This is a genomic window from Streptomyces sp. NPDC001828 (assembly GCF_042892175.1).
GTDB lineage: Bacteria > Actinomycetota > Actinomycetes > Streptomycetales > Streptomycetaceae > Streptomyces.
In genome coordinates this window covers 850,138-875,747 of record NZ_JBIATV010000002.1, presented here as the reverse complement: position 1 = coordinate 875,747, position 25,610 = coordinate 850,138, and the positions used below count along the sequence as shown (strand labels likewise).

Annotated in this window: 23 protein-coding genes; 17 read left to right on the top strand and 6 right to left on the bottom strand. The window is 72.0% G+C overall.

Features of this window, described 5'->3' with window-relative positions; genetic code table 11:
* Positions 1-249: 249 nt before the first annotated feature.
* The 7 genes from lpdA (at position 250) to ACFYZA_RS10855 (ending at position 10,238) form a co-directional block, all read left to right on the top strand.
* Positions 250-1,638 (top strand): dihydrolipoyl dehydrogenase, encoded by a 1,389-nt coding sequence (gene lpdA / locus ACFYZA_RS10885; protein WP_199846390.1) that lies wholly within the window; start codon positions 250-252, stop codon positions 1,636-1,638.
* A 55-nt stretch (positions 1,639-1,693) separates the two neighbouring features.
* Positions 1,694-3,481, top strand: coding sequence for a 2-oxoglutarate dehydrogenase, E2 component, dihydrolipoamide succinyltransferase (gene sucB / locus ACFYZA_RS10880; protein WP_388489255.1), 1,788 nt, complete (start codon positions 1,694-1,696; stop codon positions 3,479-3,481).
* A 153-nt stretch (positions 3,482-3,634) separates the two neighbouring features.
* Positions 3,635-4,261, top strand: a complete 627-nt coding sequence (locus tag ACFYZA_RS10875) for a GntR family transcriptional regulator (protein ID WP_114035636.1) — start codon at positions 3,635-3,637, stop codon at positions 4,259-4,261.
* A 226-nt stretch (positions 4,262-4,487) separates the two neighbouring features.
* Positions 4,488-7,184, top strand: a complete 2,697-nt coding sequence (aceE, locus tag ACFYZA_RS10870) for a pyruvate dehydrogenase (acetyl-transferring), homodimeric type (RefSeq protein WP_388489252.1) — start codon at positions 4,488-4,490, stop codon at positions 7,182-7,184.
* Positions 7,185-7,339: 155 nt separating this feature from the next.
* Positions 7,340-8,113, top strand: coding sequence for a VOC family protein (locus ACFYZA_RS10865; protein ID WP_388489250.1), 774 nt, complete (start codon positions 7,340-7,342; stop codon positions 8,111-8,113).
* 156 nt (positions 8,114-8,269) lie between these two features.
* Positions 8,270-9,250: a helix-turn-helix transcriptional regulator gene (locus ACFYZA_RS10860; protein ID WP_388489247.1), complete on the top strand. Its 981-nt coding sequence runs from the start codon at positions 8,270-8,272 to the stop codon at positions 9,248-9,250.
* Between the two features lie 76 nt (positions 9,251-9,326).
* Positions 9,327-10,238: a FadR/GntR family transcriptional regulator gene (locus ACFYZA_RS10855; RefSeq protein ID WP_382582639.1), complete on the top strand. Its 912-nt coding sequence runs from the start codon at positions 9,327-9,329 to the stop codon at positions 10,236-10,238.
* 40 nt (positions 10,239-10,278) lie between these two features.
* Here the strand turns inward: ACFYZA_RS10855 and ACFYZA_RS10850 are convergent, their stop codons facing one another.
* Positions 10,279-10,506 (bottom strand): hypothetical protein, encoded by a 228-nt coding sequence (locus ACFYZA_RS10850; RefSeq protein ID WP_382582637.1) that lies wholly within the window; start codon positions 10,504-10,506, stop codon positions 10,279-10,281.
* Between the two features lie 259 nt (positions 10,507-10,765).
* Between ACFYZA_RS10850 and ACFYZA_RS10845 the strand changes: the two genes are divergently transcribed.
* Both ACFYZA_RS10845 and ACFYZA_RS10840 read left to right on the top strand, forming a co-directional pair.
* Positions 10,766-11,638, top strand: a complete 873-nt coding sequence (locus ACFYZA_RS10845) for a winged helix-turn-helix domain-containing protein (RefSeq protein ID WP_382582634.1) — start codon at positions 10,766-10,768, stop codon at positions 11,636-11,638.
* 131 nt (positions 11,639-11,769) lie between these two features.
* Positions 11,770-12,291 (top strand): DUF4240 domain-containing protein, encoded by a 522-nt coding sequence (locus ACFYZA_RS10840; RefSeq protein WP_382582718.1) that lies wholly within the window; start codon positions 11,770-11,772, stop codon positions 12,289-12,291.
* Positions 12,292-12,329: 38 nt separating this feature from the next.
* Here ACFYZA_RS10840 and ACFYZA_RS10835 read toward each other — a convergent pair whose 3' ends face one another.
* Entirely contained in the window at positions 12,330-13,133 is an 804-nt protein-coding gene (locus ACFYZA_RS10835) for an SDR family NAD(P)-dependent oxidoreductase (RefSeq protein ID WP_388489443.1), read from the bottom strand.
* A 111-nt stretch (positions 13,134-13,244) separates the two neighbouring features.
* Here ACFYZA_RS10835 and ACFYZA_RS10830 point away from each other — a divergent pair, with 111 nt between their 5' ends.
* The gene (locus ACFYZA_RS10830; RefSeq protein ID WP_388489244.1) at positions 13,245-13,931 is read left to right on the top strand and encodes a TetR/AcrR family transcriptional regulator; all 687 of its coding nucleotides are present in this window, start codon (positions 13,245-13,247) and stop codon (positions 13,929-13,931) included.
* A 9-nt stretch (positions 13,932-13,940) separates the two neighbouring features.
* On the opposite strand, the gene ACFYZA_RS10825 is transcribed toward ACFYZA_RS10830, so the two are convergent.
* Complete coding sequence (locus ACFYZA_RS10825; protein WP_388489241.1) at positions 13,941-15,206, bottom strand: amidohydrolase; 1,266 nt, start codon at positions 15,204-15,206, stop codon at positions 13,941-13,943.
* Between the two features lie 44 nt (positions 15,207-15,250).
* Positions 15,251-15,778, bottom strand: coding sequence for a GNAT family N-acetyltransferase (locus ACFYZA_RS10820; protein ID WP_388489239.1), 528 nt, complete (start codon positions 15,776-15,778; stop codon positions 15,251-15,253).
* A 36-nt stretch (positions 15,779-15,814) separates the two neighbouring features.
* On the opposite strand from ACFYZA_RS10820, the gene ACFYZA_RS10815 reads away from it, so the two are divergent.
* Together ACFYZA_RS10815 and ACFYZA_RS10810 are read left to right on the top strand one after the other, a co-directional pair.
* A complete protein-coding gene (locus tag ACFYZA_RS10815; RefSeq protein WP_382582623.1) occupies positions 15,815-16,714 on the top strand; it encodes a TIGR01777 family oxidoreductase in 900 nt (299 codons plus the stop codon).
* A 446-nt stretch (positions 16,715-17,160) separates the two neighbouring features.
* On the top strand, positions 17,161-18,477 hold the full coding sequence (locus ACFYZA_RS10810; RefSeq protein WP_382582620.1) for an NAD(P)/FAD-dependent oxidoreductase: 1,317 nt from the start codon (positions 17,161-17,163) through the stop codon (positions 18,475-18,477).
* A 12-nt stretch (positions 18,478-18,489) separates the two neighbouring features.
* Here ACFYZA_RS10810 and ACFYZA_RS10805 read toward each other — a convergent pair whose 3' ends face one another.
* The gene (locus tag ACFYZA_RS10805; protein WP_382582617.1) at positions 18,490-19,938 is read right to left on the bottom strand and encodes a regulator; all 1,449 of its coding nucleotides are present in this window, start codon (positions 19,936-19,938) and stop codon (positions 18,490-18,492) included.
* A gap of 232 nt (positions 19,939-20,170) precedes the next feature.
* Here ACFYZA_RS10805 and lipB point away from each other — a divergent pair, with 232 nt between their 5' ends.
* The 4 genes from lipB to ACFYZA_RS10785 all read left to right on the top strand — a co-directional run bounded on the left by lipB (position 20,171) and on the right by ACFYZA_RS10785 (position 23,284).
* Complete coding sequence (gene lipB, locus ACFYZA_RS10800; RefSeq protein WP_382582713.1) at positions 20,171-20,968, top strand: lipoyl(octanoyl) transferase LipB; 798 nt, start codon at positions 20,171-20,173, stop codon at positions 20,966-20,968.
* 131 nt (positions 20,969-21,099) lie between these two features.
* A complete protein-coding gene (lipA, locus tag ACFYZA_RS10795) occupies positions 21,100-22,056 on the top strand; it encodes a lipoyl synthase (RefSeq protein WP_382582614.1) in 957 nt (318 codons plus the stop codon).
* Positions 22,057-22,344: 288 nt separating this feature from the next.
* The gene (locus ACFYZA_RS10790; protein WP_388489236.1) at positions 22,345-22,557 is read left to right on the top strand and encodes a hypothetical protein; all 213 of its coding nucleotides are present in this window, start codon (positions 22,345-22,347) and stop codon (positions 22,555-22,557) included.
* 19 nt (positions 22,558-22,576) lie between these two features.
* On the top strand, positions 22,577-23,284 hold the full coding sequence (locus tag ACFYZA_RS10785; RefSeq protein ID WP_100576873.1) for a DUF4191 domain-containing protein: 708 nt from the start codon (positions 22,577-22,579) through the stop codon (positions 23,282-23,284).
* Positions 23,285-23,358: 74 nt separating this feature from the next.
* On the opposite strand, the gene ACFYZA_RS10780 is transcribed toward ACFYZA_RS10785, so the two are convergent.
* The gene (locus tag ACFYZA_RS10780; RefSeq protein WP_388489234.1) at positions 23,359-23,826 is read right to left on the bottom strand and encodes an RDD family protein; all 468 of its coding nucleotides are present in this window, start codon (positions 23,824-23,826) and stop codon (positions 23,359-23,361) included.
* A gap of 209 nt (positions 23,827-24,035) precedes the next feature.
* Between ACFYZA_RS10780 and glnA the strand changes: the two genes are divergently transcribed.
* Complete coding sequence (glnA, locus tag ACFYZA_RS10775) at positions 24,036-25,445, top strand: type I glutamate--ammonia ligase (RefSeq protein ID WP_382582605.1); 1,410 nt, start codon at positions 24,036-24,038, stop codon at positions 25,443-25,445.
* Positions 25,446-25,610 lie beyond the last annotated feature (165 nt).

The window sequence follows — 25,610 nt, the reverse complement described above, 5'->3', positions numbered from 1 at the left end:
CGGCCGGATTTCGCTGTAGATGAAATCCGTACGTCTTCGCGTGGCGGTGGAGTGACGTCTGAGAGGCGCTGAGCCCGACGATCAGCCGTCTCAGACCCCGGCCCCGCGTCCCGCCTTCCGTCAACAAGTGCGAAGATGGGTTCTCGGCAGGACAGGGCCCCCACCACAGGGCCGAAGATAAGCGGCCGAACACCAGCCGCCGCCGGTCATCGACGACCGCGCCCGGCGCACATGCATGGAGGACGTGACGTGGCGAACGACGCCAGCACCGTTTTCGACCTAGTGATCCTCGGCGGTGGCAGTGGCGGCTACGCCGCGGCCCTGCGCGGAGCGCAGCTGGGCCTGGACGTCGCACTGATCGAGAAGAACAAGCTCGGCGGCACCTGCCTGCACAACGGCTGCATCCCCACGAAGGCCCTGCTGCACGCCGGCGAGATCGCCGACCAGGCGCGCGAGGCCGGCCAGTTCGGTGTCAAGGCGACCTTCGAGGGCATCGACATCAACGCGGTCCACGCGTACAAGGACGAGGTCATCTCGGGCCTGTACAAGGGACTGCAGGGCCTGGTCGCCTCCCGCAAGGTGACCTACATCGAGGGTGAGGGACGCCTGTCCTCCCCGACCTCGGTGGACGTCAACGGCCAGCGCGTCCAGGGCCGCCACGTCCTCCTCGCGACCGGCTCCGTGCCGAAGTCGCTGCCGGGTCTGGAGATCGACGGCAACCGGATCATCTCCTCCGACCACGCGCTGACCCTGGACCGCGTCCCGCAGTCCGCGATCATCCTGGGCGGCGGCGTCATCGGCGTCGAGTTCGCCTCGGCGTGGAAGTCCTTCGGCACCGACGTCACCGTCATCGAGGGCCTCAAGCACCTCGTGCCGGTCGAGGACGAGAACAGCTCCAAGATCCTTGAGCGCGCGTTCCGCAAGCGCGGCATCAAGTTCAACCTGGGCACCTTCTTCCAGAAGGCCGAGTACACCGCCAACGGTGTGAAGGTCACGCTGGCCGACGGCAAGGAGTTCGAGGCCGAGGTCCTCCTCGTCGCCATCGGCCGCGGCCCGGTCTCCCAGGGCCTCGGTTACGAGGAGCAGGGCGTCGCGATGGACCGCGGCTACGTCCTGGTCGACGAGTACATGCGCACCAACGTGCCCACCGTCTCCGCCGTCGGTGACCTCGTCCCGACGCTCCAGCTCGCGCACGTCGGCTTCGCCGAGGGCATCCTGGTGGCGGAGCGTCTGGCCGGTCTCAAGACCGTCCCGATCGACTACGACGGCGTGCCCCGGGTGACGTACTGCCACCCCGAGGTCGCCTCCGTGGGCATCACCGAGGCCAAGGCCAAGGAGATCTACGGTGCGGACAAGGTCGTCGCTCTGAAGTACAACCTCGCGGGCAACGGCAAGAGCAAGATCCTCAAGACCGCGGGCGAGATCAAGCTCGTCCAGGTCAAGGACGGCGCCGTGGTCGGCGTCCACATGGTCGGTGACCGTATGGGCGAGCAGGTCGGCGAAGCCCAGCTGATCTACAACTGGGAGGCGCTGCCGGCCGAGGTCGCGCAGCTCATCCACGCGCACCCGACGCAGAACGAGGCGCTCGGCGAGGCCCACCTGGCGCTGGCCGGCAAGCCGCTGCACTCCCACGACTAACAGCCCCTCGGGCGCGACGACCACTACCGCAATTTCGTAAGGAGCAACCGAAACCATGTCGGTTTCCGTAACCCTTCCGGCGCTCGGCGAGAGCGTCACCGAGGGCACCGTCACCCGCTGGCTGAAGGCCGAGGGCGAGCGCGTCGAGGCCGACGAGCCGCTGCTCGAGGTCTCGACCGACAAGGTCGACACCGAGATCCCCGCCCCCGCCTCCGGCATCCTGGCCTCCATCAAGGTGGCCGAGGACGAGACCGTCGAGGTCGGCGCCGAGCTCGCCATCATCGACGACGGCACCGGCGCCCCGGCGGCCGAGGCCGCTCCGGCCGCCGAGGCCCCGGCGCAGCAGGCCCCGGCCCAGGAGGCGCCCGCGCCGCAGGCCGCGCCCTCCACCGAGACCGAGACCCCCGCCCCGGCCCCCACGGCCGAGGCCGCCTCCGGCGGTGGCTCCGCCGAGGGCACCGACGTCGTCCTCCCCGCGCTCGGCGAGAGCGTGACCGAGGGCACCGTCACCCGCTGGCTCAAGGAGGTCGGCGAGGAGGTGGCCGAGGACGAGCCGCTGCTCGAGGTCTCCACCGACAAGGTCGACACCGAGATCCCGGCTCCGGTCGCGGGCGTGCTGCTCGAGATCGTCGTCGGTGAGGACGAGACCGCCGAGGTCGGCGCCAAGCTCGCCGTCATCGGCGCCCCGGGTGCCGCTCCCGCCGCGGCCCCGGCTCCGGCCGCCCCGGCCCCCGCGGCCGCCCCGGCTCCGGCTCCGGCTCCGGCCGCTGCCCCGGCGCCCGCTCCGGCCCCGGCTCCCGCCGCCCCGGCCCCGGCCGCCGCTCCGGCCGCCCCCGCCGCTCCGGCTCCGGCCCCCGCCGCCGCTCCGGCCCCGGCTCCGGCCGCCACCCCGGCGCCCGCTCCCGCCGCCACCTCCGGTGACGACGGCGCGTACGTCACGCCGCTGGTCCGCAAGCTCGCCTCCGAGTCCGGTGTGGACCTGGGCGCGGTCAAGGGCACCGGCGTCGGCGGTCGCATCCGCAAGCAGGACGTCATCGCCGCCGCCGAGGCCGCCAAGGCTCCGGCTCCGGCCGCCGCCGCTGCCCCCGCCGCGAAGGCCGCCCCCTCCCTGGAGGCGTCCCCGCTGCGCGGCCAGACGGTCAAGATGACCCGCATGCGCAAGGTCATCGGCGACAACATGATGAAGGCCCTGCACTCGCAGGCGCAGCTCACCAGCGTCGTCGAGGTGGACATCACCAAGCTGATGAAGCTGCGCGCGGCCGCGAAGGACTCCTTCGCCGCCCGCGAGGGCGTCAAGCTGTCCCCGATGCCGTTCTTCGTGAAGGCGGCGGCCCAGGCGCTGAAGGCCCACCCGGTCATCAACGCCCGGATCAACGAGGACGAGGGCACCATCACGTACTTCGACTCGGAGAACATCGGCATCGCCGTGGACTCCGAGAAGGGTCTGATGACCCCGGTCATCAAGAACGCGGGCGGTCTCAACCTCGCCGGCATCTCGAAGGCGACCGCGGAGCTGGCCGGCAAGGTCCGCGCCAACAAGATCACCCCGGACGAGCTGTCCGGCGCGACCTTCACGATCAGCAACACCGGCTCGCGCGGCGCGCTGTTCGACACGGTCATCGTGCCGCCGAACCAGGTCGCCATCCTGGGCATCGGTGCCACCGTGAAGCGTCCCGCGGTGATCGAGACCGCCGAGGGCACCGTCATCGGCATCCGTGACATGACCTACCTCGCGCTCTCCTACGACCACCGTCTGGTGGACGGCGCCGACGCGGCCCGCTACCTGAGCGCGGTCAAGGCGATCCTGGAGGCCGGCGAGTTCGAGGTCGAGCTCGGCCTGTAAGGCTCCGAGAGGCACCGTGGGACGGCTGTAAGACTCGTCTCACCAGCGGCCGCGCCCCCGCCCGGGCTCTTCCCGGGCGGGGGCGCGGCCGTATTGTTTGGACGTCGTCGCTCGCTTTCGTCTGGACGTCGTCGCTCGCCCGAAGGAGCCCCCATGACCGTGCCCGTCGTCCACTCGCTGCGCGAGCAGATCCGCGAGCACATCGTGGAGGGCATCGTCAGCGGGCGCTGGAAGCCCGGTGAGCGGATCGTGGAGCGGCGCATCGCGGTGGAGCTCCAGGTCAGCCAGACGCCCGTGCGCGAGGCGCTGCGCGAGCTGGAGAGCCTGCGCCTCATCGAGTCGGCGCCCAACAAGGGCGTACGGGTGCGGAACCTGAGCGCGGCCGACCTGGAGGAGAGCTATCCGGTGCGGGCCGGTCTGGAGCAGATCGCGGCCGAGCTGGCGGCCGGGCGCCTCGCCGAGGACTGCTCGGCCCTGGAGCCGCACGTGGCGGCCCTGTACGAGGCGGACCGGGCGGCCGACGGCACCGCGCAGGTGCGGCACACGGTCGGTTTCCACCGGGAACTGGTCCGGGCGGCCGACAACAGTGTGCTGTTGCACACATGGGAAGGCCTCGGCATCGAGGTGTTCACGGCGCTCTCGATCCGCTGGCTCGGCACCGTACAGAAGTCGTACGCCGAGGAGCACGAGGACCTCGTGGCGGCGTTCCGGCGGCGGGATCCGGCCATCGGCGCCCTGGTGAAGGCCCATGTCCTGGGGTGCGCGCCGCGTAGCGCCTGACCTGCGCGGCAGGCTGCGGGGCGCCGGACCGTCCAAGGCACCCGGTGCCCATTTTGGCGGCACCCTGTGCCGACTTTCCCGATTCGAAGAAGTTTTTGGCTCAACGCTTTGATCGATCATCGATCGTCGGCATACAGTCAACGGCGGACTCACCGGTCCAAGGCCCCGTCCTGCCAGACAAAGGCCCCTATTTCTCCACCCCCCTCCTGTCCGGAAGGCGGCGATCATGATCGACCCCGTAGCCAAGTTTCCGAGCGAGCTCGACCAGCTCCCGGACCGTGACACCGAGGAGACCGCCGAATGGGCGGCCTCCCTCGATGCCGTCGCCAAGGCCGCCGGCCCGCACCGGGCCGCGTATCTGATGCGCCGCACGCTGCAGCACGCCGAAGGCGCGGGCCTCGCCCTGCCGAAGCTGCTGGAGACGGACTACGTCAACACCATTCCCTCCTCCTCCGAGCCCGTCATCGACGGCGACGAGGAGATGGAGCGCCGGATCACCGCGTGGAACCGCTGGAACGCGGCGGCCATGGTGACCCGGGGCTCGAAGTACGGCGTCGGCGGCCACATCGCGACCTTCGCGTCCGCGGCCTGGCTGTACGAGACCGGCTTCAACCACTTCTTCCGCGGGAAGGAGGGCGACGGATCCGGCGACCAGCTCTACATCCAGGGCCACGCCTCGCCCGGCATCTACGCCCGCGCCTTCCTCGACGGCCGCCTCACCGAGGCGCACCTCGACAAGTTCCGCCAGGAGTCCGGCGGCGACGGCCTGCCCTCCTACCCGCACCCGCGCCGCCTGCCCTGGCTGTGGGAGTTCCCGACCGTCTCCATGGGACTCGGCCCGCTCTCCGCCATCTACCAGGCGCGCTTCAACCGGTACCTCACCAACCGGAACATCAAGGACGTCTCCAACTCCCACGTGTGGGCGTTCCTCGGCGACGGCGAGATGGACGAGCCCGAGTCGACGGCGGCCCTCGCGCTCGCCGCCCGCGAGGGTCTGGACAACCTGACCTTCGTCATCAACTGCAACCTGCAGCGCCTCGACGGCCCGGTCCGCGCCAACTTCAAGATCGTGCAGGAGCTGGAGGCCCAGTTCCGCGGCGCCGGCTGGAACGTCGTGAAGTCGCTGTGGGGCGGCGCCTGGGACGAGCTCTTCCAGCTCGACACCACCGGCGCCCTGGTCCGCCGTCTGCGCGAGGTCCCCGACGCCCAGGTGCAGACGTACCAGACGCGGGACGCGGCCTACATCCGCGAGGACTTCTTCGGCAAGGACCCGGCGCTCGTCGAGATGGCGAAGCTGCTCTCGGACGACAAGATCCTCGAGTGCTTCCACCTCTCCCGTGGTGGCCACGAGCCGCGCAAGGTGTACGCCGCCTACAAGGCCGCCCTGTCCCACAAGGGTGCGCCCACCGTCATCCTGGCGCAGACCGTCAAGGGCTTCACCCTCGGTGAGGGCTTCGCGTCCAAGAACGCGAACCACCAGATGAAGAAGCTCACCAACGACGAGTTCAAGAACATGCGTGACCTTCTTGAACTGCCCATCTCCGACGCGCAGTTCGTCGACGGCCAGGTCCCCTACGGCCACCCCGGCGCCGAGTCCCCCGAGGTCCGCTACCTCCAGGAGCGCCGCGCGGCGCTCGGCGGCCCGGCTCCGGCCCGCCGCAGCCACGCGGTCGCCCCGCTGCCGGCCCCGGCCGACAAGTCGTTCGCGGCCTTCGACAAGGGTTCCGGCAGCCAGTCCATGGCCACCACCATGGCGTTCGTGCGGCTGATGAAGGACCTGATCCGCGACAAGACGACCGGCAAGCGCTGGGTCCCGATCGTCCCGGACGAGGCCCGCACCTTCGGCATGGAGTCGCTGTTCCCCTCGCTCGGCATCTACTCGCCGAAGGGCCAGACGTACGAGCCGGTCGACCGCGACCAGCTGATGTACTACCGCGAGGCCAAGGACGGCCAGATCCTCAACGAGGGCATCACCGAGGCCGGCTCGATGGCCGACTTCATCGCCGCGTCGTCCGCGTACGCCACGCACGGCGAGCCGATGATCCCGTTCTACATCTTCTACTCGATGTTCGGCTGGCAGCGCACGGCCGACCAGATGTGGCAGCTCGGCGACCAGCTGGGCCGCGGCTTCCTGGTGGGCGCCACCGCCGGCCGTACGACCCTGACCGGTGAGGGCCTCCAGCACGCGGACGGCCACTCCCCGGTGATCGCGGCGACCAACCCGGCGGCCCTGTCCTACGACCCGGCCTTCGCCTACGAGGTCGCGGCCATCGTCAAGGACGGTCTGCGCCGGATGTACGGCGAGGCGGCCCCGGGCGAGGACCGGGACGTCTTCTACTACCTCACGGTCTACAACGAGCCGATGCCGCAGCCGGCGAAGCCCTCGGGCATCGACGAGGGCATCATCAAGGGCCTGTACCGCTTCAACACGGCCGAGACCGCGGGCGTCACCGTCCCGGTCAACGCCTCCCGCATCCAGCTGCTCGGCTCCGGCACCGCGATCCACTGGACCCTTGAGGCCCAGAAGCTGCTCGCCGAGGAGTGGGGGGTGGCCGCCGACGTGTGGTCCGCCACCTCCTGGACCGAACTGCGCCGCGACGCGCTGGAGGCGGACGCCGCCCTGCTGCGCGGCGAGGAGCGGATTCCCTTCGTGCGCAAGGCACTTGAGGGCGTGGACTCCCCCGTCCTCGCGGTGTCCGACTACATGCGTCAGGTCCCGGACCAGATCGCGCAGTGGATCGAGCAGGACTACTCCTCGCTCGGCGCGGACGGCTTCGGCCTCTCCGACACCCGCGAGGCGGCCCGCCGCCACTTCGGCGTCGACGCCCAGTCGATCGTCGTCGCGGCCCTGGCCCAGCTCGCCAAGCGCGGCGAGGTCCCGGTCACGGCCGTGAAGGAAGCGCGCGAGCGCTACGGCCTGTAGGCCGAAGGGGTCCTGTCCCGGCTCCGGTGCGCGAGCGCCGGGGTCCGGACCCGTGGACCCGGAGGTCACCCACGCGTGCCCCGTCCCGATTGCCGGGCCGGGGCACGCGTGCGTGAATGGTCGCCCGGGGGGCGGCACGACTCCGGGAGCAGCACGTGAAGATCTCCAACCGCCCGTCCGCCCCCGCCTGGGCCGACCTCTCGACGACCGACGTCCCCGCCGCCAAGGCCTTCTACGGGGACCTGTTCGGCTGGCAGGGCGCGGACGTGCCGATGGAGGAGGCCGGCGGCTACGGCATGTTCCTGCTCGGCGACCGGTACGTGGGCGGGTACGGGCCCCGCACGGAGCAGCCGGTCGCGTGGCTCACGTACTTCCAGGTCGAGTCGGCCGACGCGACGGCCGCGGCGGTGACCGGCAACGGCGGCTCGATCGTCGCGGGCCCCATGGACGTCTTCGAGTCCGGCCGGCTCGCGGTGTTCACCGACCCCGAGGGCGCGGTCTTCGGCGTCTGGCAGCCCGAGCGGCACGCGGGCTTCGGCGTCGTGGACGAGCCGGGCAGCATGTGCTGGTTCGAGCTGCTCACCCGCGACAGCGACCGGGCGAAGACGTTCTACCGGGCGGTCTTCGGCTGGGACGCCCGGGAGAGCGACCCCTACGGATCGTCCTCCTCGTACACGGAGTGGAAGCTCGACGGGGAGAGCTTCAGCGGCATGATGCGGATGGGCTCGGACTTTCCGCCGGAGGTACCGGCGCACTGGATGGTGTACGTGCAGGTCGATGACTGCGACGCGGTGGCCGCGCGGGCGCGGGAGCTGGGCGGCGAGGTCCACGTCCCACCCACCTCGATCCCACCCGGCCGCTTCGCCCTGCTCCGCGACCCGCAGGGCGGGGTGTTCTCGGTCATCGCCCTCACCGACCAGCACGGCTAGGCGCGGCCCACACGGCTCGGGTACGGCCCGGCCCCGGGCTACGGGGCACTTGCTCGGTACGGGCCGGCCCCGGGCCCCTGGAGGGCAGGCCCGCGCAGACACCGAGAGCCCGCGCCGCGAACCCGCAGCGGAGTGCGGCCCATGCATCATGGCCCCATGCGCGCTGCCCGGCTCATCAAGATGGTGCTGCTCCTCCAGGCGAGGCCCGCCATGACCGCCGCCGAGCTGGCGCGTGAGCTGGAGGTCTCCGAGCGGACCGTCACCCGGGACGCGCAGGCGCTCGCCGAGGCGGGGGTGCCGGTGTACGCGGACCGGGGGCGGGCCGGCGGCTACCGCCTCGTCGGCGGGTACCGCACCCGCCTCACGGGCCTGGCCCGTTCCGAGGCCGAGGTGCTCTTCCTGTCCGGAGTGCCGGGCGCGCTGCGGGAGATGGGCCTGGAGGACGCCGCCTCGGCCGCCCGCCTGAAGGTGTCGGCCGCCCTGCTCCCCTCCCTCAAGGACGCCCCCTCCGCCGCCGCCCAGCGCTTCCACCTGGACGCCCCCGGCTGGTGGCAGGAGCCGGAGACGCCCGAACTGCTGCCCGCCGTGGCCGAGGCGGTGTGGGACGACCGGAGCGTACGGGTGGGCTATCGGCGCCCGGACCGCCGCGAGGTGGAGCGGGACCTGGAGCCGTACGGCCTGGTCCTGAAGGCGGGCGTCTGGTACCTGTGCGCCCGGGCCGCCGAAGAGGGCGGAGACTTCCGGGTGTACCGGCTCGACCGGTTCACGGCGGTCGCGGCGGGCGAGGACCGCTTCGTACGGGACGCGGACTTCGACCTGCCGCGCTTCTGGGAGGCGCGGGCCGAGGAGTTCGCGCGCACGGTGCTCAGGGAGACGGTGGTCGTACGGGTCTCACCGGCCGGAGCCGCCCTGCTCCCCCACACCACCGGCGACCGGGGCCTCGTGCGCGAGGCCCTGGAGAAGGCCGGGGCGGCGGACCCGGACGGCTGGCTGACGCTCACGCTTCCGGTCGAGTCGCAGGACGTCGCCTACAGCCAACTGCTGGCGGTGGGGCCGGAGTTGGAGGTTCTGGAACCCAGCGGTCTGCGCGCGCGGTTGGCCGAGGCCGCTCGCGATCTGCGTCAACTCTACGAATAGCGGCGACCATTGGCGGACACGGGCAGTTTCCGGCAGACAACTCGCCGTCATTGGCAGGCCGTTGTAGGCTTGCGATGTGCCTGGAATCAGCGCTTCTACCGAGGGACAGCGTCGTCCACGGGATGTGGTCGCCGACGGCCTGCGTGCCCTCATCTCCGGCGGGGAGCTGCGGGTCGGTGAGCACCTCCCGACCCAGGCGGAGCTCTGCGAGCGCTTCTCGGTGCCGCGCGGCGCGGTCCGCGGCGCCGTCGAGCTCCTGGAGCGCGAAGGCCTGATCAGGCGGGCCCAGCAGGGCACCCCGCCGACCGTGGCCCGCCCGGCCGCGGGCCCGGCCCCCGGGGCCCGGCGCGAGCCGCCGGGGCCGCGCCGCCATTCGCCGAGGCCCGCCGGCGTCTTCCTGGGCGAGCGGGTGGCGCAGTGCTTCCGCCAGGACGAGGTGACCATCGACGCGTACTGCCTCAATGGCGAGACGCTGGCATCGGCGCTGGCGGGGCCGCTCGTCGCCGTGCAGGCCGAGGGCTCGGGCCCGCGCCGGGTCGCGGTGCGCATCCTGCTGCCCGACGCCGAGGCGCCGCTCGCGCTGCCGCAGGTGATCGGCGACCTGGGCAACGTCCGGCCGCGCGAGCGGCTGCGGATCACCAGCAACCACATCTACGGCTCGCTGCGCCACTCGCTGCGCATGCTGAAGGTCCGCGACCTGGTCCCGGACGTGACGGTCGAGGCCCGCAAGGTGTCGATCACGCCGACGCAGAAGGTCTACATCCTCAACGGCCGCGAAGTCCTCGCCGGGCACTACCAGGTGACCGAGCGCACGGTGGACCTCGACCGGAACCCGATCGAGATCTACGACATGCTCGGCGTGGAAGGCATGCTCTTCCGGCACACCGTGGTGGACGACGACCAGGTCACCCGCAGCTACGTCGAGCAGACCCAGCAGTGGTTCGACTCGCTGTGGAACACCATCGCCCGCCCCATGGATCCGAACTGAGCCGGATCCGGAGCGGGCGCCGCTCGCCGTGAACTCCCGCTCAGCGGGCGGCGATCAGCAGGATCACCACGAGCACGGCCGCCACGCACACCAGGTTGGTCCGCGGTCCGGACGGGACCGTCGCCGGCCGCTCGCGGTCCGCGCCGCCACCCTTGGCGAGCAGCACGCCCAGGGCGAGCACCAGCAGGCCCGACGGGCCGAGCAGGGACACCACACCCACGTTCGACAGCAGTTCGAGGACGATTTGCACGCGTGTCTCCAGTCCCATGGAACACCTCCTCCGGTTGTCGCCGCCGCGGACCGCGTGGAGTGACGCTCGGTACCCTCATTGGCAGGCGATTGTGTGCCCTCTTCCTACCCGGACTGAATGGCTGCCATCTATGGTCGACCGACTGCATATCGAGCAACACGACTATGCCAATGGCGAGTTGACCGGCCAAGCGGCACAACCAACCGGTCAACGAGGTCAGTTGACCGGTCGATGCAGCCATCTGTCCTGTCCTGACCGCGAGTTGTAGCCTCGGCGGGTGACGACCCACATCAACGGGGCCGACCGGGACGACGCCGGGGAGATCCCCCGCTACCGATTGGTCGCCGACGCGCTGCGCCAGGACATCCAGAGCGGCGTGCCGGCGCCCGGCGAGGGGCTGCCCAAACAGGAGCAGCTCATGCGCCGCTTCCGCTGCGGACGCGGCACCGTACAGAAGGCGCTCCAGCTGCTGCGCGACGAGCAGCTCCTGGAGGAGGGGGTCTCGGGCCGGGGCGCCCGGGTGGCCCGGCAGGCTGCCATCGGGCGGCCATTGGTCTACTACGTCTCCCGCGCCTTCGAGGCCCCGCACGTCTCCCTCGACGTCTGGTCGCTGCACACCGAGGAGCTGTCCCGCGCGGTCCAGCAGCAGGCCGAGCTGATCCGGCTCGGCGACCGGGCGGCCCCCCGCTCGATCCGGGTACGGGTCCTGGTGCCGGACCTGGACACCCACCACCCCTATCCGCGCCACCTCGACGACCCGGGCGACCCGCGCCCGCTGCGGCGGCTGCGGCGGGTCATCCGGATGTACGCGGAGGCGCTGCACCACTCGCTCACCCAGCTGGCCGAGGAGGGCACGGTGGGCTCGGTGTCCGTGGAGATCCGGGGGCTGCCGACGGTGCCCGGCGAGAAGCGCTACCTCATCAACGGCACCCAGATGCTGACCGGCTACTACTTCCTGCGCAGGACCCGCATCCTGGTGGACGCCGCGTCCATAGAGGTCCTCGAACTGCACAGCGACACCCTGTTCCCGGCCACCTTGGAGGGCAACGGGGCACGGCCCCTGGAGCGCGCGGAGTTCCAGCAGGCGCAGGCCTGGTTCGACTCGCGCTGGGAGATGGTGGCGACCCCGCTGCGCGCGCTCGACGAATAGCCGGCGCGGGCCCCGCCGCACCCCTCGACGCGGGGCGGAAGGGGCCGTCGGGAGCGTCCGGGAGCGGCAACCGGACGAAAAACGCCGCTCCGCGTGCGCCGCCCTGCCCTACCCACGATGCTGGTTCCGTGATGGACGAGACGGAGTTCTGGGAGATCGTCGACCGTACTCGCGAGGCCGCGGAAGGCGACCCCGAGGAACAGGCCGACCTGCTCGTGGACCGGCTGCTGCAGTACGACCCCGACTCCGTGCTCGACTTCGCCCGGCACTTCGAGGCGCGCTACAACCGCGCCTACCGCTGGGACCTGTGGGGAGCGGCGGCCGTGCTGCTCGACGGGGCGAGCGACGACGCGTTCGACTACTTCCGCTGCTGGCTCATCGGCCAGGGCCGCGAGGTCTTCGAGGGCGCGCTGCACGACCCCGACGCGCTCGCCGGCCTCCTCGGCGAGTTCGACGAGGAGGTCGACGGCGACGGCGAGGAGCTCGGCTACGCCGCGGACGAGGCGTACGAGCAGCTCACGGGTGTCGAGGCGCCGGACCTCGGCATCCCGTCCCAGCCCGAGGAGCCGGAGGGCACCCCGCTGGACTTCGAGGACGAGTCCGCGCTCGCCGATCGCTACCCCCGCCTGTGGGAGCGCTTCGGCACCGGCTGAGCACGCGGGGCCGGCCGGTCAAGGGCGCGGGCCGGCGGTCAGAAGTGCGTGCCGCCGTCGACGCGGATCTCGGTGCCGGTGATGAAGCGGCCGTCGTCGCTGGCCAGCATCGCGACCACCGAGGCCACCGTCTCCGGGCCCGCGAAGCCCTGGCCGATGGCCGGGGCCAGCTTCATGAAGAGCGACATGTCGGCGTCGGCGGGCAGGCCGGGGCCCACGCTGGAGCGGGACGCGCCGGTTCCGTCCGTCATGCCGGAGGAGATCGAACCGGGCTGCACGGCGGTGAAGCGGATGCCCTGCTTGGCGTACTCGGCGGCGAGCGCGTGCGTCATCGACTGGATGCCGCCCTTGCTGGCCGCGTACGCCGCCATGTAGGGGTGGGCGAACGCCGCCGAGGTCGAGCTGAAGTTGACGACGGCCGCGCCGTTGCCTTCGAGCAGCGCCGGGATGGCCTCGCGGATCATCAGGAACGTGCCGGTCAGGTTGACCGCGACGACCTGGTTGAAGTCGGCCAGGCTCGTCTCGTGGGTGTGCGAGGAGCGCAGGATGCCGGCCGCGTTGACCAGCACGTCCAGGCCGCCGAGCGCGGAGACCGCGGCGGCCACGCCCTCGGTGACGGACGCCTCGTCGGCTATGTCGACGACGAGGGTGGTGAGCCGGCCGATGCCCGCGCCCGCCTTGTCGGCGGTGTCCTTCAGGCCCGCCTCGCTGACGTCCGCGGCGACGACGTGGGCGCCCTCGGCGAGCAGGCGAAGGACGGTGGCCTGCCCGATGCCGGAGCCGCCGCCGGTGACCAGGGCGCGGCGTCCTTCGTAGCGGTCGGTGACGGTGTTCACGCTCATCGCGGGTCCAGCTTTCTCGATGTACTCGATGTGTCCGACGGCTGCCGGGGTGCGGCAGCTTTCGACGTCCACCGTACGCCTGGATGGCACGTTTTGCCATGACGTCAATCCATGCACACCCGGAGGTCCCGGGCGTACGCTGGCGAAGTGACCCACCCCGCACCGCAGCCCGCCTCCCCGCCCGCCCCCTCGCTCACCGAGCGCCGCAAGGCCGCGACCCAGCTCGACATCGCCCGCGCGGCGGCCGCGCTCTTCGCCGAGCACGGGCCCGACGGGACCACCGCCGAGGCCATCGCCCGGCACGCCGGGGTCGCGCTGCGCACCTTCTACCGCTACTTCCGCTCCAAGCAGGACGCGGTCGGCCCGCTGCTCTCGGGCGGCGCCGAACGCTGGCGGGCGCTGCTCGAAGCCGCCGGGCCGGGCCCCCTCGCCAAGACCCTTGAGGTCGCCGTGCGCCAGGCACTCGCGGTGCCCGACGCGGCCGCCGCCGAGCAGCTGAGGTGGACCAGGGGGCTGCTGCGCGCGGCCGAGCACGACGCGGCGCTGCGCGCGGTCTGGTACCGGGTGAACCAGGAATCCGAGGAGCGCCTGCTGCCCGCGCTCACCCGGCTCGCGGGGCCGGGGGCCGACGCCCTGGAGGTACGCCTCGTGGCGGCGGCGGCCACCGACGCGATCCGGGTGGCCCTTGAGGCCTGGGCCGCCACCGACGCCCCGGCCTCGGGCGCCGGCTCCCCCGCCGAGCTCGCGGTGCGCTGTCTGCGCGAACTCACCGGGGGAATGCGCCTGTTGGGCCGCTGAGACGGCCGGCTACCGCGCGTCGAGCCAGGCGAGCGCGGCCGTGGTGAGGGCCGTGACACCGGTGGTCAGGGTGGGCTCGATCACCGGGGCGAAGAAGGGCGAGTGGTTGGAGGGGACGTCCCTGTCGACGGTTCCCGCGGCGAACGCGGCGCCGTACGCCTCGGGGTCCGTACCGCCGAACAGCCAGTAGCAGACGGGGACTTGGGCCACGGTGCCGAACAGGCCGACGTCCTCGCTGCCCGTCACGGGCCCCGGGTCCAGCACGTGGTCGTCGCCGATGACCGCGCCGACGGCGGCCATCGTGCGGGCCACCGCGTCGGCGTCGTTGACCAGGACCGGGAACGAGTCGATCCCGGTGATGTCGGGCTCGCGCTCGGCCCCCGCGACGGCGGCCTCCCCGCGCACGATCCGCTCGACGGCGGCCAGCACCTTGGTGCGCACATCCTCCTTGTACGTACGGATGTTGAGCTTGAGCTCGGCCTCGTCCGGGATGATGTTGTCCTTGGTCCCGGCGTTGAGCGAACCCACGGTGACGACCGCCGTCTCGCCGCCGGGGATCTCGCGCGAGACGATCGTCTGGAGCCGCATCACGGTCGCGGCGGCCATCACCACCGGGTCGACGGACGCCTCGGGCCGCGAACCGTGCGCTCCCTTGCCGTACATGACGACCTTGAGCGCGTCGGTGGCGGCGAAGGCGGGGCCCGCGTGCGCGCCGATCAGCCCGGCCGGGAACGGCCCGACGTGCTGGCCGAGCACCACGTCGGGGGTGCCGAACCGCTCGTAGAGGCCGTCGTCGACCATGGCCCGCGCCCCCTGTCCGACCTCCTCGGCGGGCTGGAAGACGCCGAGGACGGTGCCGCTCCACAGCGAGCGGGCGTCCGCGAGCAGCTTGAGCGCGCCGAGCAGACAGCTGACGTGCATGTCGTGCCCGCAGGCGTGCATGACGCCCTCGGCGGTGGAGGCGTAGTCGAGGCCGGTCCGCTCGGTGACCGGCAGGGCGTCGAAGTCGGCCCGCAGCAGCACGGTGGGCCCGGGCCCGTTCGCAAGCACCGCGACGACACCGGTGCGCCCGACCCCGGTGGTCACCTCGCACCCGAACTCCCTTGCCCTGCGCGCGACTTCGGCGGCGGTGCGGTGCTCGGCGAAGGACAGCTCGGGGTGGGCGTGCAGATCGCGGTAGATCGCGGCGAGCTCGTCGCGGACCGCGTCGAGCCCCCGCAGGGCTATGCGGGCGGTGTCGGCCGCGGCCTTGGCGGAGGGGGTGGGGTGAGACACGGAGCTGCCCTGCTTTCGGGGGTCGGGGAATTCGGTGTCGGTGGTCAGCGGTCGATCAGCGTCCGGCCCATCAGGACGTCGTCCACGAAGGCGCCGTCGAGGAGGAACTCCCCCGGCAGTACGCCCTCGACGGCGAAGCCCTCCGCCTCGTACAGGGCGCGGGCCGGGGCGTTGTGGCCGAGGACGCGCAGGGTGATGCGGGTGGCGCCCTGCCGCCGCGAGGCGTCGTACGCGGCGTGCAGCAGGGCCCGCCCGACGCCCCGGCCGCGCGCGGCCTCGGCGACTTCGAGCCCCTGGATCTGGCGGACGTGGCGGTTGCACGCGAGCGGGGTGGCGGGCACCAGCCGGATGAACCCCACGACCTGGCCGTCCGCCTCGGCGACGAGATAGTGCGCGGGCTCGTGCCGCTCGTCGAAGAAGGGCTCGTACGGAGGGACCGGGCGCGGCTGCACGGAGTGCAGCGGGGACCAGGCCTCGCGGGTGAGCGCCCCCAGCGCCTCGGCGTCCGAGCGCCGGGCGGGCCGTATGAGCGAGGGAGCGGGAACACTGGGCTCGGTGTACGACTCGGGCATGCGGCCACTGTGCCATGCGGGCCGGAGCGCGCGAGGATGGACTCCATGAAGATCGCGGTGACGGGTTCGACAGGACTGATCGGTGCGGAGCTGGTGCGCTCGCTGCGGGCGGACGGGCACGAGGTACTGCGTCTCGTACGGCGCCGGGCGGACGCGCCCGACGAGGTCGCATGGGATCCGGCCCGCCAGCACGTGGACGCGGCGGGCCTGGCCGGCTGCGAGGCGGCGGTGCACCTGGCCGGGGCGGGGGTGGCCGACCACCGGTGGACCGACGCGTACAAGAAGGAGATCCGGGACAGCAGGGTGCTCGGCACCGCGGCGCTGGCCGAGGCCCTGGCCTCCCTGGACACCCCGCCGAAGGTGCTGGTCAGCGGGTCGGCGATCGGCTACTACGGCGACACGGGCGGCCGCGGCGTCGACGAGTCGGCGCCCCCGGGCGACGGCTTCCTCTCCCGGGTGTGCGTGGAGTGGGAGGAGGCGGCGGCCCCGGCCGAGGAGGCGGGCATCCGCACGGTGTTCGCCCGCACGGGTCTGGTGGTGTCCCGCGAGGGCGGCGCGTGGGCGAAGCTGATCCCGCTGTTCCGGGCGGGCCTCGGGGGGCGGCTCGGCAGCGGGCGCCAGTACTGGTCCTTCATCTCGCTGCACGACGAGGTGGCGGCGCTGCGGTTCCTGCTGGACACGGAGGGGCTCTCCGGGCCGGTGAACCTGACGGCGCCGGAGCCGGTCACGAACCGCGAGGTGACGGCGGCGATGTCCCGGGTCCTGCACCGCCCGGCCCTTTTCCCGGTCCCGGCCCCCGCCATGCGCCTGGCCCTCGGCGAAGCGGCCGGGGACGTCCTGTCCAGCCAGCGCGTCCTCCCGTCCCGCCTGCTGTCGGCGGGCTTCGGCTTCGCGTTCCCGACCATCGAGGGGTCGATCGGCGCGGCCGTGTCCTGACCCCGGGGATTTCCCCACCCCGCCCCTTCCCGTAACCCTCCGGGGGGAGGGGGGCGTTGGGTGCGAGTTCGACTGCGGATCGCGGGGGCCGTTCGCGCCCACGCGGCGGAGCCGCAAACGTCACAGCCCCGCGCCCCCGGGTCCGGTTTCGTCCTTGCACCGTGCGTGGCTGGTCGCGCGGTTCCTCGCGCCCCTGGGCGGTGCTGGTGTTGGTCGGCGCTGCATCGCCAGCCTGCTTCCCCCGGCCCTAGAAGCGCCGGGTACGGGGGCCCGGGGGCGGAGCCCCCAGGAAGGGGCCCGTGCGCCCGCCGTGCGCCCACGCCCACCCGCACGCGCGCAGCGCGAACCCGGGGAACATACCTACTCTCTCCCCGAACTGCGGCATTCCGTGGGCCAGTTGGGGGCATGAGGCCTCCACCGACCGCGCCTACTCCGGGGAGGGCCACGTGCTCAGTACCGCACACCATGCGGACGTACTCATCGTGGGGGCCGGGCTCGCGGGCCTGTCAGCGGCTCATCAGCTGACCGGCGCGGGAGTCACGGTCAGCGTCCTGGAGGCAGCCCCGGATGTGGGCGGTCGCATGTCGACCGCCCGGATCGACGGCTTCCGCCTGGACCGCATCGGCCAGCTGCTTTCCACCTCGTATCCGGAACTGACCCGCACCCCGGGCCTCGAGGACCTGCCGCTGCGCCCGTTCTCGCCCGGCGCCCTCGTGCACAGCGAGGGCCGCCGCTACCGGGCCGGCGTCACCGGGAGCGCGCGGGGCGCACTCGCCGCCGCGCGCGCCCGGGCGAGCGCCCCTCGTGGCACGGCCACCCCGCTCGGCGGGGCCCTCGACCAGGCCCGGCTCGGCAAGGCGCTGGCCCGGCTCGCCGCGACGCCCGTCGAGCGAATAACCGCCCGGCCCGAACTCCCCATCGGACAGGCCCTGTTGAGCCGAGGACTGCCCGCCCGCACCCTCGACGGCTTCGTCCGCCCGCTGCTCTCCGCGCTGCTCTGCGACCCCGGCCTGACCACGTCCAGCCGCTGCGCGGACCTCGCCCTGCGCGGCTTCGCGCGGGGCCGGCTGTGCGTCCCGGCGGGCGGCGCGGCCACCCTGCCCGAGCTGCTCGCCGCCGCGCTGCCGCCCGGCACGGTGCGTACCGGCGTGAAGGTCACATCGGTGGCCACGACCTCGGTGACCACCGCCGACCACGGCGTGCTCGGCTGCCGCTCCCTGCTCCTGGCCACCGACGCCCCGGCCGCCGCCGAACTGCTGCCGGGCCTCAGGGTCCCCGGCTTCCATCCGCTCACCGTGCTGCACCACAGCGCCCCGCGCTCCCCGCTCGCCGACCCCGCACTGCTCCTGGACGCGGACCGCAGCGGCCCGGTGGCGTACACCTCGGTGATGAGCGAGGTCGACCCCAGCCGCGCGCCGCACGGCCGGGCGCTCATCACCTCGACCGTGCTCGGCACCCCGCCGGCCGACCTGGAGGACGCGGTACGCCGCCAACTGGCGCGCCTGTACGCCACGTCCACGGACGACTGGGAACTGCTCGCCGTGCACCACACCCCGCAGGCCGTGCCCTCGATGCCCGCCCCGCACGATCTGCGCCGCCCGGTCCGGCTGCTCGCCGGCCTCTACGTCTGCGGCGACCACCGCGACACCAGCACCGTCCAGGGCGCCCTGTACTCCGGCCGCCGCGCCGCCCGGGCGATCCTCGCCGACCTGGGCGTCCCGTCCTGGCGGGCGACGGCGGAGGTGGTCCACAAGGCGGCCTGACGCCCGCCGCCCTCAGCCGAGCGCGGCCACCCGGTCCCGATAGGTGCGCACCGCCGCCGCGTCCCGGTACGGCTCCAGGCGGCGCTCGAAGTCGCGTACGTACTCGACCGCGCGCGCCGACCGCATCTCGCTGGCCTGCTGGGCCGCCTCCGCGCCCAGCGCACAGGCCTGGTCGAGCTCGCCGAGGCCGAGCCGGGCGGTGGCGAGCACGACCCGGCAGAACAGCCGGGAGCGGGCGTAGCCCGGCGCGCGCAGTTGCAGCGAGCGCTCCGCGTGCTGGGCGGCCGCCCGGTACTGCTGGAGGTCGCGGTGGCAGTGGCCGAACTCGTCGGCGAGCTGCGCCTCGTCGAAGAACCGGCCCCAGTGCGGCACGTCGTCGCCGGGCCGGGCGCTCTCCAGGGCCCGCTCGGCCCGCGCCAGCGATGCCGTGCACGCACGGACCTCGCCCAGCACCCCGTGCCCGCGCGCCTCGACCGCGTTGAGGAGCGACTGCACGACCGGCGGCGCCGCGGAGCCCACGCCCTGCTGGGCGACCCGGGCCAGCTGCACCGCCTCGCGGCCGTGCCCCAGATAGACGGCCTGCCGGCTCATGGTGACCAGGACATAACTGCCGTACGCGCGGTCCCCCGCCGCCTGGGACAGCCGCAGCGCCTGCACGAAGTACCGCTGCGCGAGCCCGTGCGCCGCGATGTCGTACGAGGTCCAGCCGGCCAGTCTCGTCAGGTCCGCGGCGGCCGCGAAGAGCCGGCGCCCCACGTTCTCGCCGTAGGTGCCGCGCAGCATCGGCTCGGCCTCGTGCTCCAGATAGCGCACCAGGGCCTGGCGCGCGTGGCCGCCGCCGTAGGCGTGGTCGAGGGTGCGGAACAGTTCGCCGACCGAGCGGAGCGCCGCGATGTCCCCGCTGGTCACCCGCTGTCCCGGGCCCCGGTCGGTGGTCCGCTGGCGGGGCACCGACGGGCGGCCCTGGACCGGGATGCGGGTCACGTTGCCCTGCGGGTTCGGCTCACCGCGGCCCACCCGGTCGTCGGCCCGCCCGATCAGCCAGTCCCGGCTGGGGACCACCAGGCCCGCCGGGGTGAAGGCGATCTTGCGGAGTTCGGCGTGGCTGCCCGAGTCCTTGCGCCACAGACCGCTGACGATGTCGACGGCCTCCTCGGGCGTCGCCGCGAACTCCAGGCCCGCGTACACCGGCGCACAGGCGTCGAGCCCGAGATCCTGTGCGGAGAGCCGGCGGCCGAGCCGCCGGGTGAACACCTCGGCGATCAGCGCGGGTGTGGTGCCGCGCGGCTGCTGGCCGCGCAGCCACCGGGTGACCGAGGTCTTGTCGTAGCGCAGGTCCAGGCCGTGCTCGAGACCGAGCTGGTCAACGCGACGGGCGAGCCCCGCGTTGGAGAACCCGGCTTCCGCGATGAGTGTGGCGAGCTGGCGGTTGGGGGTGCGCTGCGAGGGTCGTTCCGTCATCAGCTCTGCGTTCTCCTGCCTTCCGGGCCAACCTTGCAGCCCTCATGGAACGGCGAGAATTTAGCGGTCAATAGGGCCGGTGCCGCCACCTTCGCCCCGCATTCATCCGATCGTGTGGTGACGTGCCGTTTCTGCCGGGCTCCGGGGGGCGTGCGGGGGTCATCGAACACGGTCGTACAGTGATTGAGGGCGCGCATCGATGGCATCCGAGAAGTTCGACAGGGGAGCTGGAGTGAACGAGCTGCGATTTGTCCGGCTGGGTTTCGGCGAGGACGCGGTCGAGTACCAGGAGGCCTGGGACGAGCAGCGCCGGGTGCACGCGGCCCGGTTCGCCGACGAGATCCCGGACACCTGTCTGCTGCTTGAGCACCCGCCGGTCTACACGGCGGGCCGGCGCACCGAGGACAGCGAGCGCCCCCTGGACGGCACTCCGGTCATCGACGTCGACCGCGGCGGCAAGATCACCTGGCACGGCCCGGGCCAGCTGGTCGGCTACCCGATCCAGAAGCTGCCCCGGCCCGTCGACGTCGTCGCGCACGTGCGCCGCCTCGAAGAGGCCCTGATCCGTACCGCCGCCGACTTCGGCCTCGCGACCACCCGGGTCGAGGGCCGCAGCGGTGTGTGGGTGCTCGGCGATCCGGTGGAGCAGCGCCCGAAGCTCGGCGGCCTCTCCCTCGACTTCGACCCGCGCCTGAACGACGACGAGTTCGACGCCCGGCTCAACGGCCCCGAGTACGCGCCCTCCAACGCCGGCCAGCGCCGCGAGGACCGCAAGCTGGCGGCGATCGGCATCCGCGTGGCCAAGGGCGTCACGATGCACGGCTTCTCGTTCAACGTGAACCCGGACAACACCTGGTTCGACCGGATCGTGCCGTGCGGGATCCGCGACGCGGGTGTGACCTCGCTCTCGTACGAGCTCGGCCGCGAGGTCACGATCGAGGAGGTGCTGCCCGTCGTGGAGCGCCATCTCAAGGACATCCTGGAGCACGCGGAGCTCGCCCCCCGCGAGATCGAGCGGGCCTCCGCCTGACGAACCCGTGGCGAGGGAATGCTCCCGCGCCTCCACGGGTTGCCCCCACGGCAGTGGGCCGCACCCCGGCCGTTCAATCAACGGGCGTACCCTAGGGTTCGCCGAAGAATCGAAGTCACAGGGAGCCGGACGTGTCCGCAGTCGCACCCGACGGACGCAAGATGCTGCGCCTGGAGGTCCGGAACAGCCAGACCCCCATCGAGCGCAAGCCCGAGTGGATCAAGACCCGGGCGAAGATGGGCCCCGAGTACAACCAGCTGCAGAAGCTGGTGAAGAGCGAGGGTCTGCACACGGTCTGCCAGGAGGCGGGCTGTCCCAACATCTTCGAGTGCTGGGAGGACCGCGAGGCGACCTTCCTCATCGGCGGCGACCAGTGCACCCGGCGCTGCGACTTCTGCCAGATCGACACGGGCAAGCCCGAGGCGCTGGACCGTGACGAGCCCCGCCGCGTCGGCGAGTCGGTCGTCACGATGGACCTGAACTACGCGACCATCACCGGCGTCGCCCGCGACGACCTGGCGGACGGCGGTGCCTGGCTGTACGCGGAAACCGTGCGCCAGATCCACGCGCAGACCGAGGGGCGCGCCGAGGGCCGCACCAAGGTCGAGCTGCTCGCCCCCGACTTCAACGCGGTCCCCGAGCAGCTGGAAGAGGTCTTCTCCTCCCGCCCCGAGGTCTTCGCGCACAACGTCGAGACCGTGCCGCGGATCTTCAAGCGGATCCGCCCCGGCTTCCGTTACGAGCGTTCCCTCGACGTGATCACCAAGGCCCGCGACTACGGCCTGATCACCAAGTCCAACCTGATCCTCGGCATGGGCGAGACCCGCGAGGAGATCAGCGAGGCGCTCCAGCACCTGCACGACGCGGGTTGCGAACTCATCACGATCACGCAGTACCTGCGGCCCTCCGTGCGCCACCACCCCGTCGAGCGCTGGGTGAAGCCGCAGGAGTTCGTGGAGCTGAAGGAGGAGGCCGACGAGATCGGCTTCTCCGGTGTGATGTCGGGCCCGCTGGTCCGCTCCTCCTACCGGGCCGGCCGCCTGTACCAGCAGGCGATGGAGGCCCGGAGCGCCGCCGCCACCGCCTGATGCGGGAGCGGATCCGGGAGCGGATCCGGAAGCACCGCACGTGAATCTGCTCACAAGCGACTACTGACCGGTAATGGCCTCGTCGACGCGGCTCGTACCGTCCCCGCAGGTCGGGGCGCGCGTACGGGCCGCGTCAACGTTTGCGGGGTCCGCGTCAATGTTTCATTGGGGTTTGACCGCTTGGACACGCCCTGGTAACACCAATCAGTGACTCTGGCTTTACGCACCGCACACGCCCCCACGCCCACCGTCCGTTCCGACTTCCCGTCCCGAGGGGGGACCCCGACGATGCAGGCCGCTACCGCTCCGCAGACCGTCCGAGCCACCACGCTTCCGTCCGTCACCGGCGCGCTGCGCGCCATGGAGTCGTTGATCATGAGCTCCGGCCAGCGGACCGCCCGGCGCAACGCCTGGACCGCGGTCCTGGAGGACCGGCGCCGGGCCAAGGACCGGGTCGAGGCCCAGCACGTACTGGAGGCCGTGGCCACCCGCCGCTCCTAGGCCACGTAAACTTCCTGGTATGGCGAGGAAGGCAACCGCAGAGAGCGCTGCGAACGATGCGAATGCGGGGCGACTGAAGCAGATCGCCCTGACCTACAAGATGACCCGCAAGGCCGATTCCAAGATCGGGCTTGTCATCGCTGGCGTGGGAATCGTCGTCCTCGGCGTCTTCCTCGCGATCGGGTTCCTGCTCGGACACCCGGTCTATCTCGGCATCCTGGGCCTCCTGGTGGCCGTGCTCGCGATGGCGATCGTCTTCGGACGGCGTGCCGAGCGGGCGGCGTTCGGACAGATGGAGGGCCAGCCGGGCGCGGCGGCCGCCGTGCTCCAGAACATCGGGCGCGGCTGGACCACCACCCCGGCCGTGGCGATGAACCGCAGCCAGGACGTCGTCCACCGGGCCGTCGGCCGGGCCGGCGTCGTGCTCGTGGCCGAGGGCAACCCGAACCGGGTCAAGTCCCTGCTGGCCGCCGAGAAGAAGAAGATGGCCCGCATCGTGGTGGACGTCCCGGTCCACGACGTGATCGTCGGCGACGGCGAGGGCCAGGTGCCACTGAAGAAGGTGCGCACCACGCTCCTGAAGTTCCCCCGCGTGCTCTCGGGCCCGCAGGTGACCGCGGCCAACGACCGGCTGCGCGCCATGGGCGACCTGATGAGCAACATGCCGCTGCCGAAGGGTCCGATGCCCAAGGGCACGCGGATGCCGCGCGGCGGAAAGATGCGCTGACCCTCACCTCGTACGCATACGAAGGCGGCCCGGACCATCTGGTCCGGGCCGCCTTCCGACGTTCGGCGGGCGCTCTAGATCCTGACCTGGACCGCGCGGGCGAGGCGGTCGTGCAGACCGCGGCCGTCGCGGTCCCAGATCAGCGCGGGGATCGCCAGGCACAGCAGCACGGTACGGACGATCACGCGCACGACGCCGAGCCGGCCGCCCTCCTCGGCGACCACGCGCAGGCCGAGCAGCCGCTTGCCGGGCGTGAACCCGACGGTCCCGACCGTGAGCACACCGAGCACAAGGAACACCAGAAGTGCCCAGTTGCCCGCGCTGTGCGGGTTGCCGCGGGCGATCAGCTGGTACGCGATCAGGGCGCACAGGGCCCAGTCGATGAAGATGGCGGCGAAGCGCCGCCCGAGCGGGGCCACCGAGCCGGGCCCGTCCTTGGGCAGACCGAGCCGCTGGCCCCGGTAGCCGAAGTCGACGCCCATCTCCTCGGCGGCCGCGCGGGGCCCCGAGAGCCACGATCCGATTGCTTGCCTGTTGTCCACGGATCCCACGGTACTGCGCCCGTTTTCGATCACTTCGGCCCGGGTCAGTCTTGGCGCGCCCGTCACCAGGCCGGTTAACTTGGGTGAAACAAACGGGTCACGCTTGAGAAATCCCGCCTGCCTATGGTCGGGTCCAGCGTGTGCCACCGCACTGGCCGCACGACCGAGCTGCAACCCCGCCCCTCCCGGGTGGGAGTAGGAGGAGTTGGATGTTCCAGAACGGCGACGACGCGAAGAAGTTCATCGCGGACAACGACGTGAAGTTCGTCGACGTCCGGTTCTGCGACCTGCCGGGCGTGATGCAGCACTTCACGATTCCCGCGAAGGCGTTCGACGCGACGGAGGAACTGGCCTTCGACGGCTCGTCGATCCGCGGCTTCCAGGCCATCCACGAGTCCGACATGGCTCTGCGCCCGGACCTGTCGACGGCCCGCCTGGACCCCTTCCGCCGTGACAAGACGCTGAACATCAACTTCTTCATCCACGACCCGATCACGGGCGAGCAGTACAGCCGCGACCCGCGCAACATCGCCAAGAAGGCGGAGGCCTACCTCGCCTCCACCGGCATCGCGGACACCGCCTACTTCGGCCCCGAGGCCGAGTTCTACGTCTTCGACTCGGTACGTTTCGAGACCTCCGCGAACCAGGCGTTCTACCACATCGACTCCGAGGCCGGCGCCTGGAACACCGGCTCCGAGGAGAACAACCGCGGTTACAAGGTCCGTTACAAGGGCGGCTACTTCCCGGCCCCGCCGGTCGACCACTTCGCCGACCTGCGTGCCGAGATCTCCCTGGAGCTGGAGAACTCCGGCCTCCAGGTCGAGCGCCAGCACCACGAGGTCGGCACGGCCGGCCAGGCCGAGATCAACTACAAGTTCAACACGCTGCTCGCCGCGGCCGACGACCTGATGCTCTTCAAGTACATCGTGAAGAACGTCGCCTGGCGCAACGGCAAGACCGCGACCTTCATGCCGAAGCCGATCTTCGGCGACAACGGCTCGGGCATGCACGTCCACCAGTCCCTGTGGGCCGGCGGCGACCCGCTGTTCTACGACGAGCAGGGCTACGCGGGCCTCTCGGACATGGCCCGCTACTACATCGGCGGCATCCTCAAGCACGCCCCGTCGCTGCTCGCCTTCACCAACCCGACGGTGAACTCCTACCACCGCCTGGTCCCGGGCTTCGAGGCGCCGGTCAACATGGTGTACTCGCAGCGCAACCGCTCCGCCGCGATGCGCATCCCGATCACGGGCTCCAACCCGAAGGCCAAGCGCGTCGAGTTCCGCGCCCCGGACCCGTCGTCCAACCCGTACCTGGCGTTCTCCGCGCTGCTGCTCGCGGGCCTCGACGGCATCAAGAACAAGATCGAGCCGGCCGAGCCGATCGACAAGGACCTCTACGAGCTGGCTCCCGAGGAGCACGCCAACGTCCAGCAGGTCCCGACCTCGCTCCCGGCCGTCCTGGACGCCCTGGAGGCGGACAACGAGTACCTCCAGGCCGGCGGTGTCTTCACCTCCGACCTGATCGAGACCTGGATCGACTACAAGCGCACGGCCGAGATCGCCCCGATCCAGCTGCGTCCGCACCCGCACGAGTTCGAGCTGTACTTCGACATCTAAGCCGCGGATCTCCGCACGCAGGCCGCCGTCCCGTCCCGGGGTGGCGGCCTTCGTCGTGCGGCGCCGTACGGGTGGGCGCGGCACCGGGCCCCGCCGCCCCTCCCCGGGCGGCGGGGCTCGTCGCGTTCGGGGCTGCTCCCGGTCGGGCTCCTCCGCTCCCCCGTC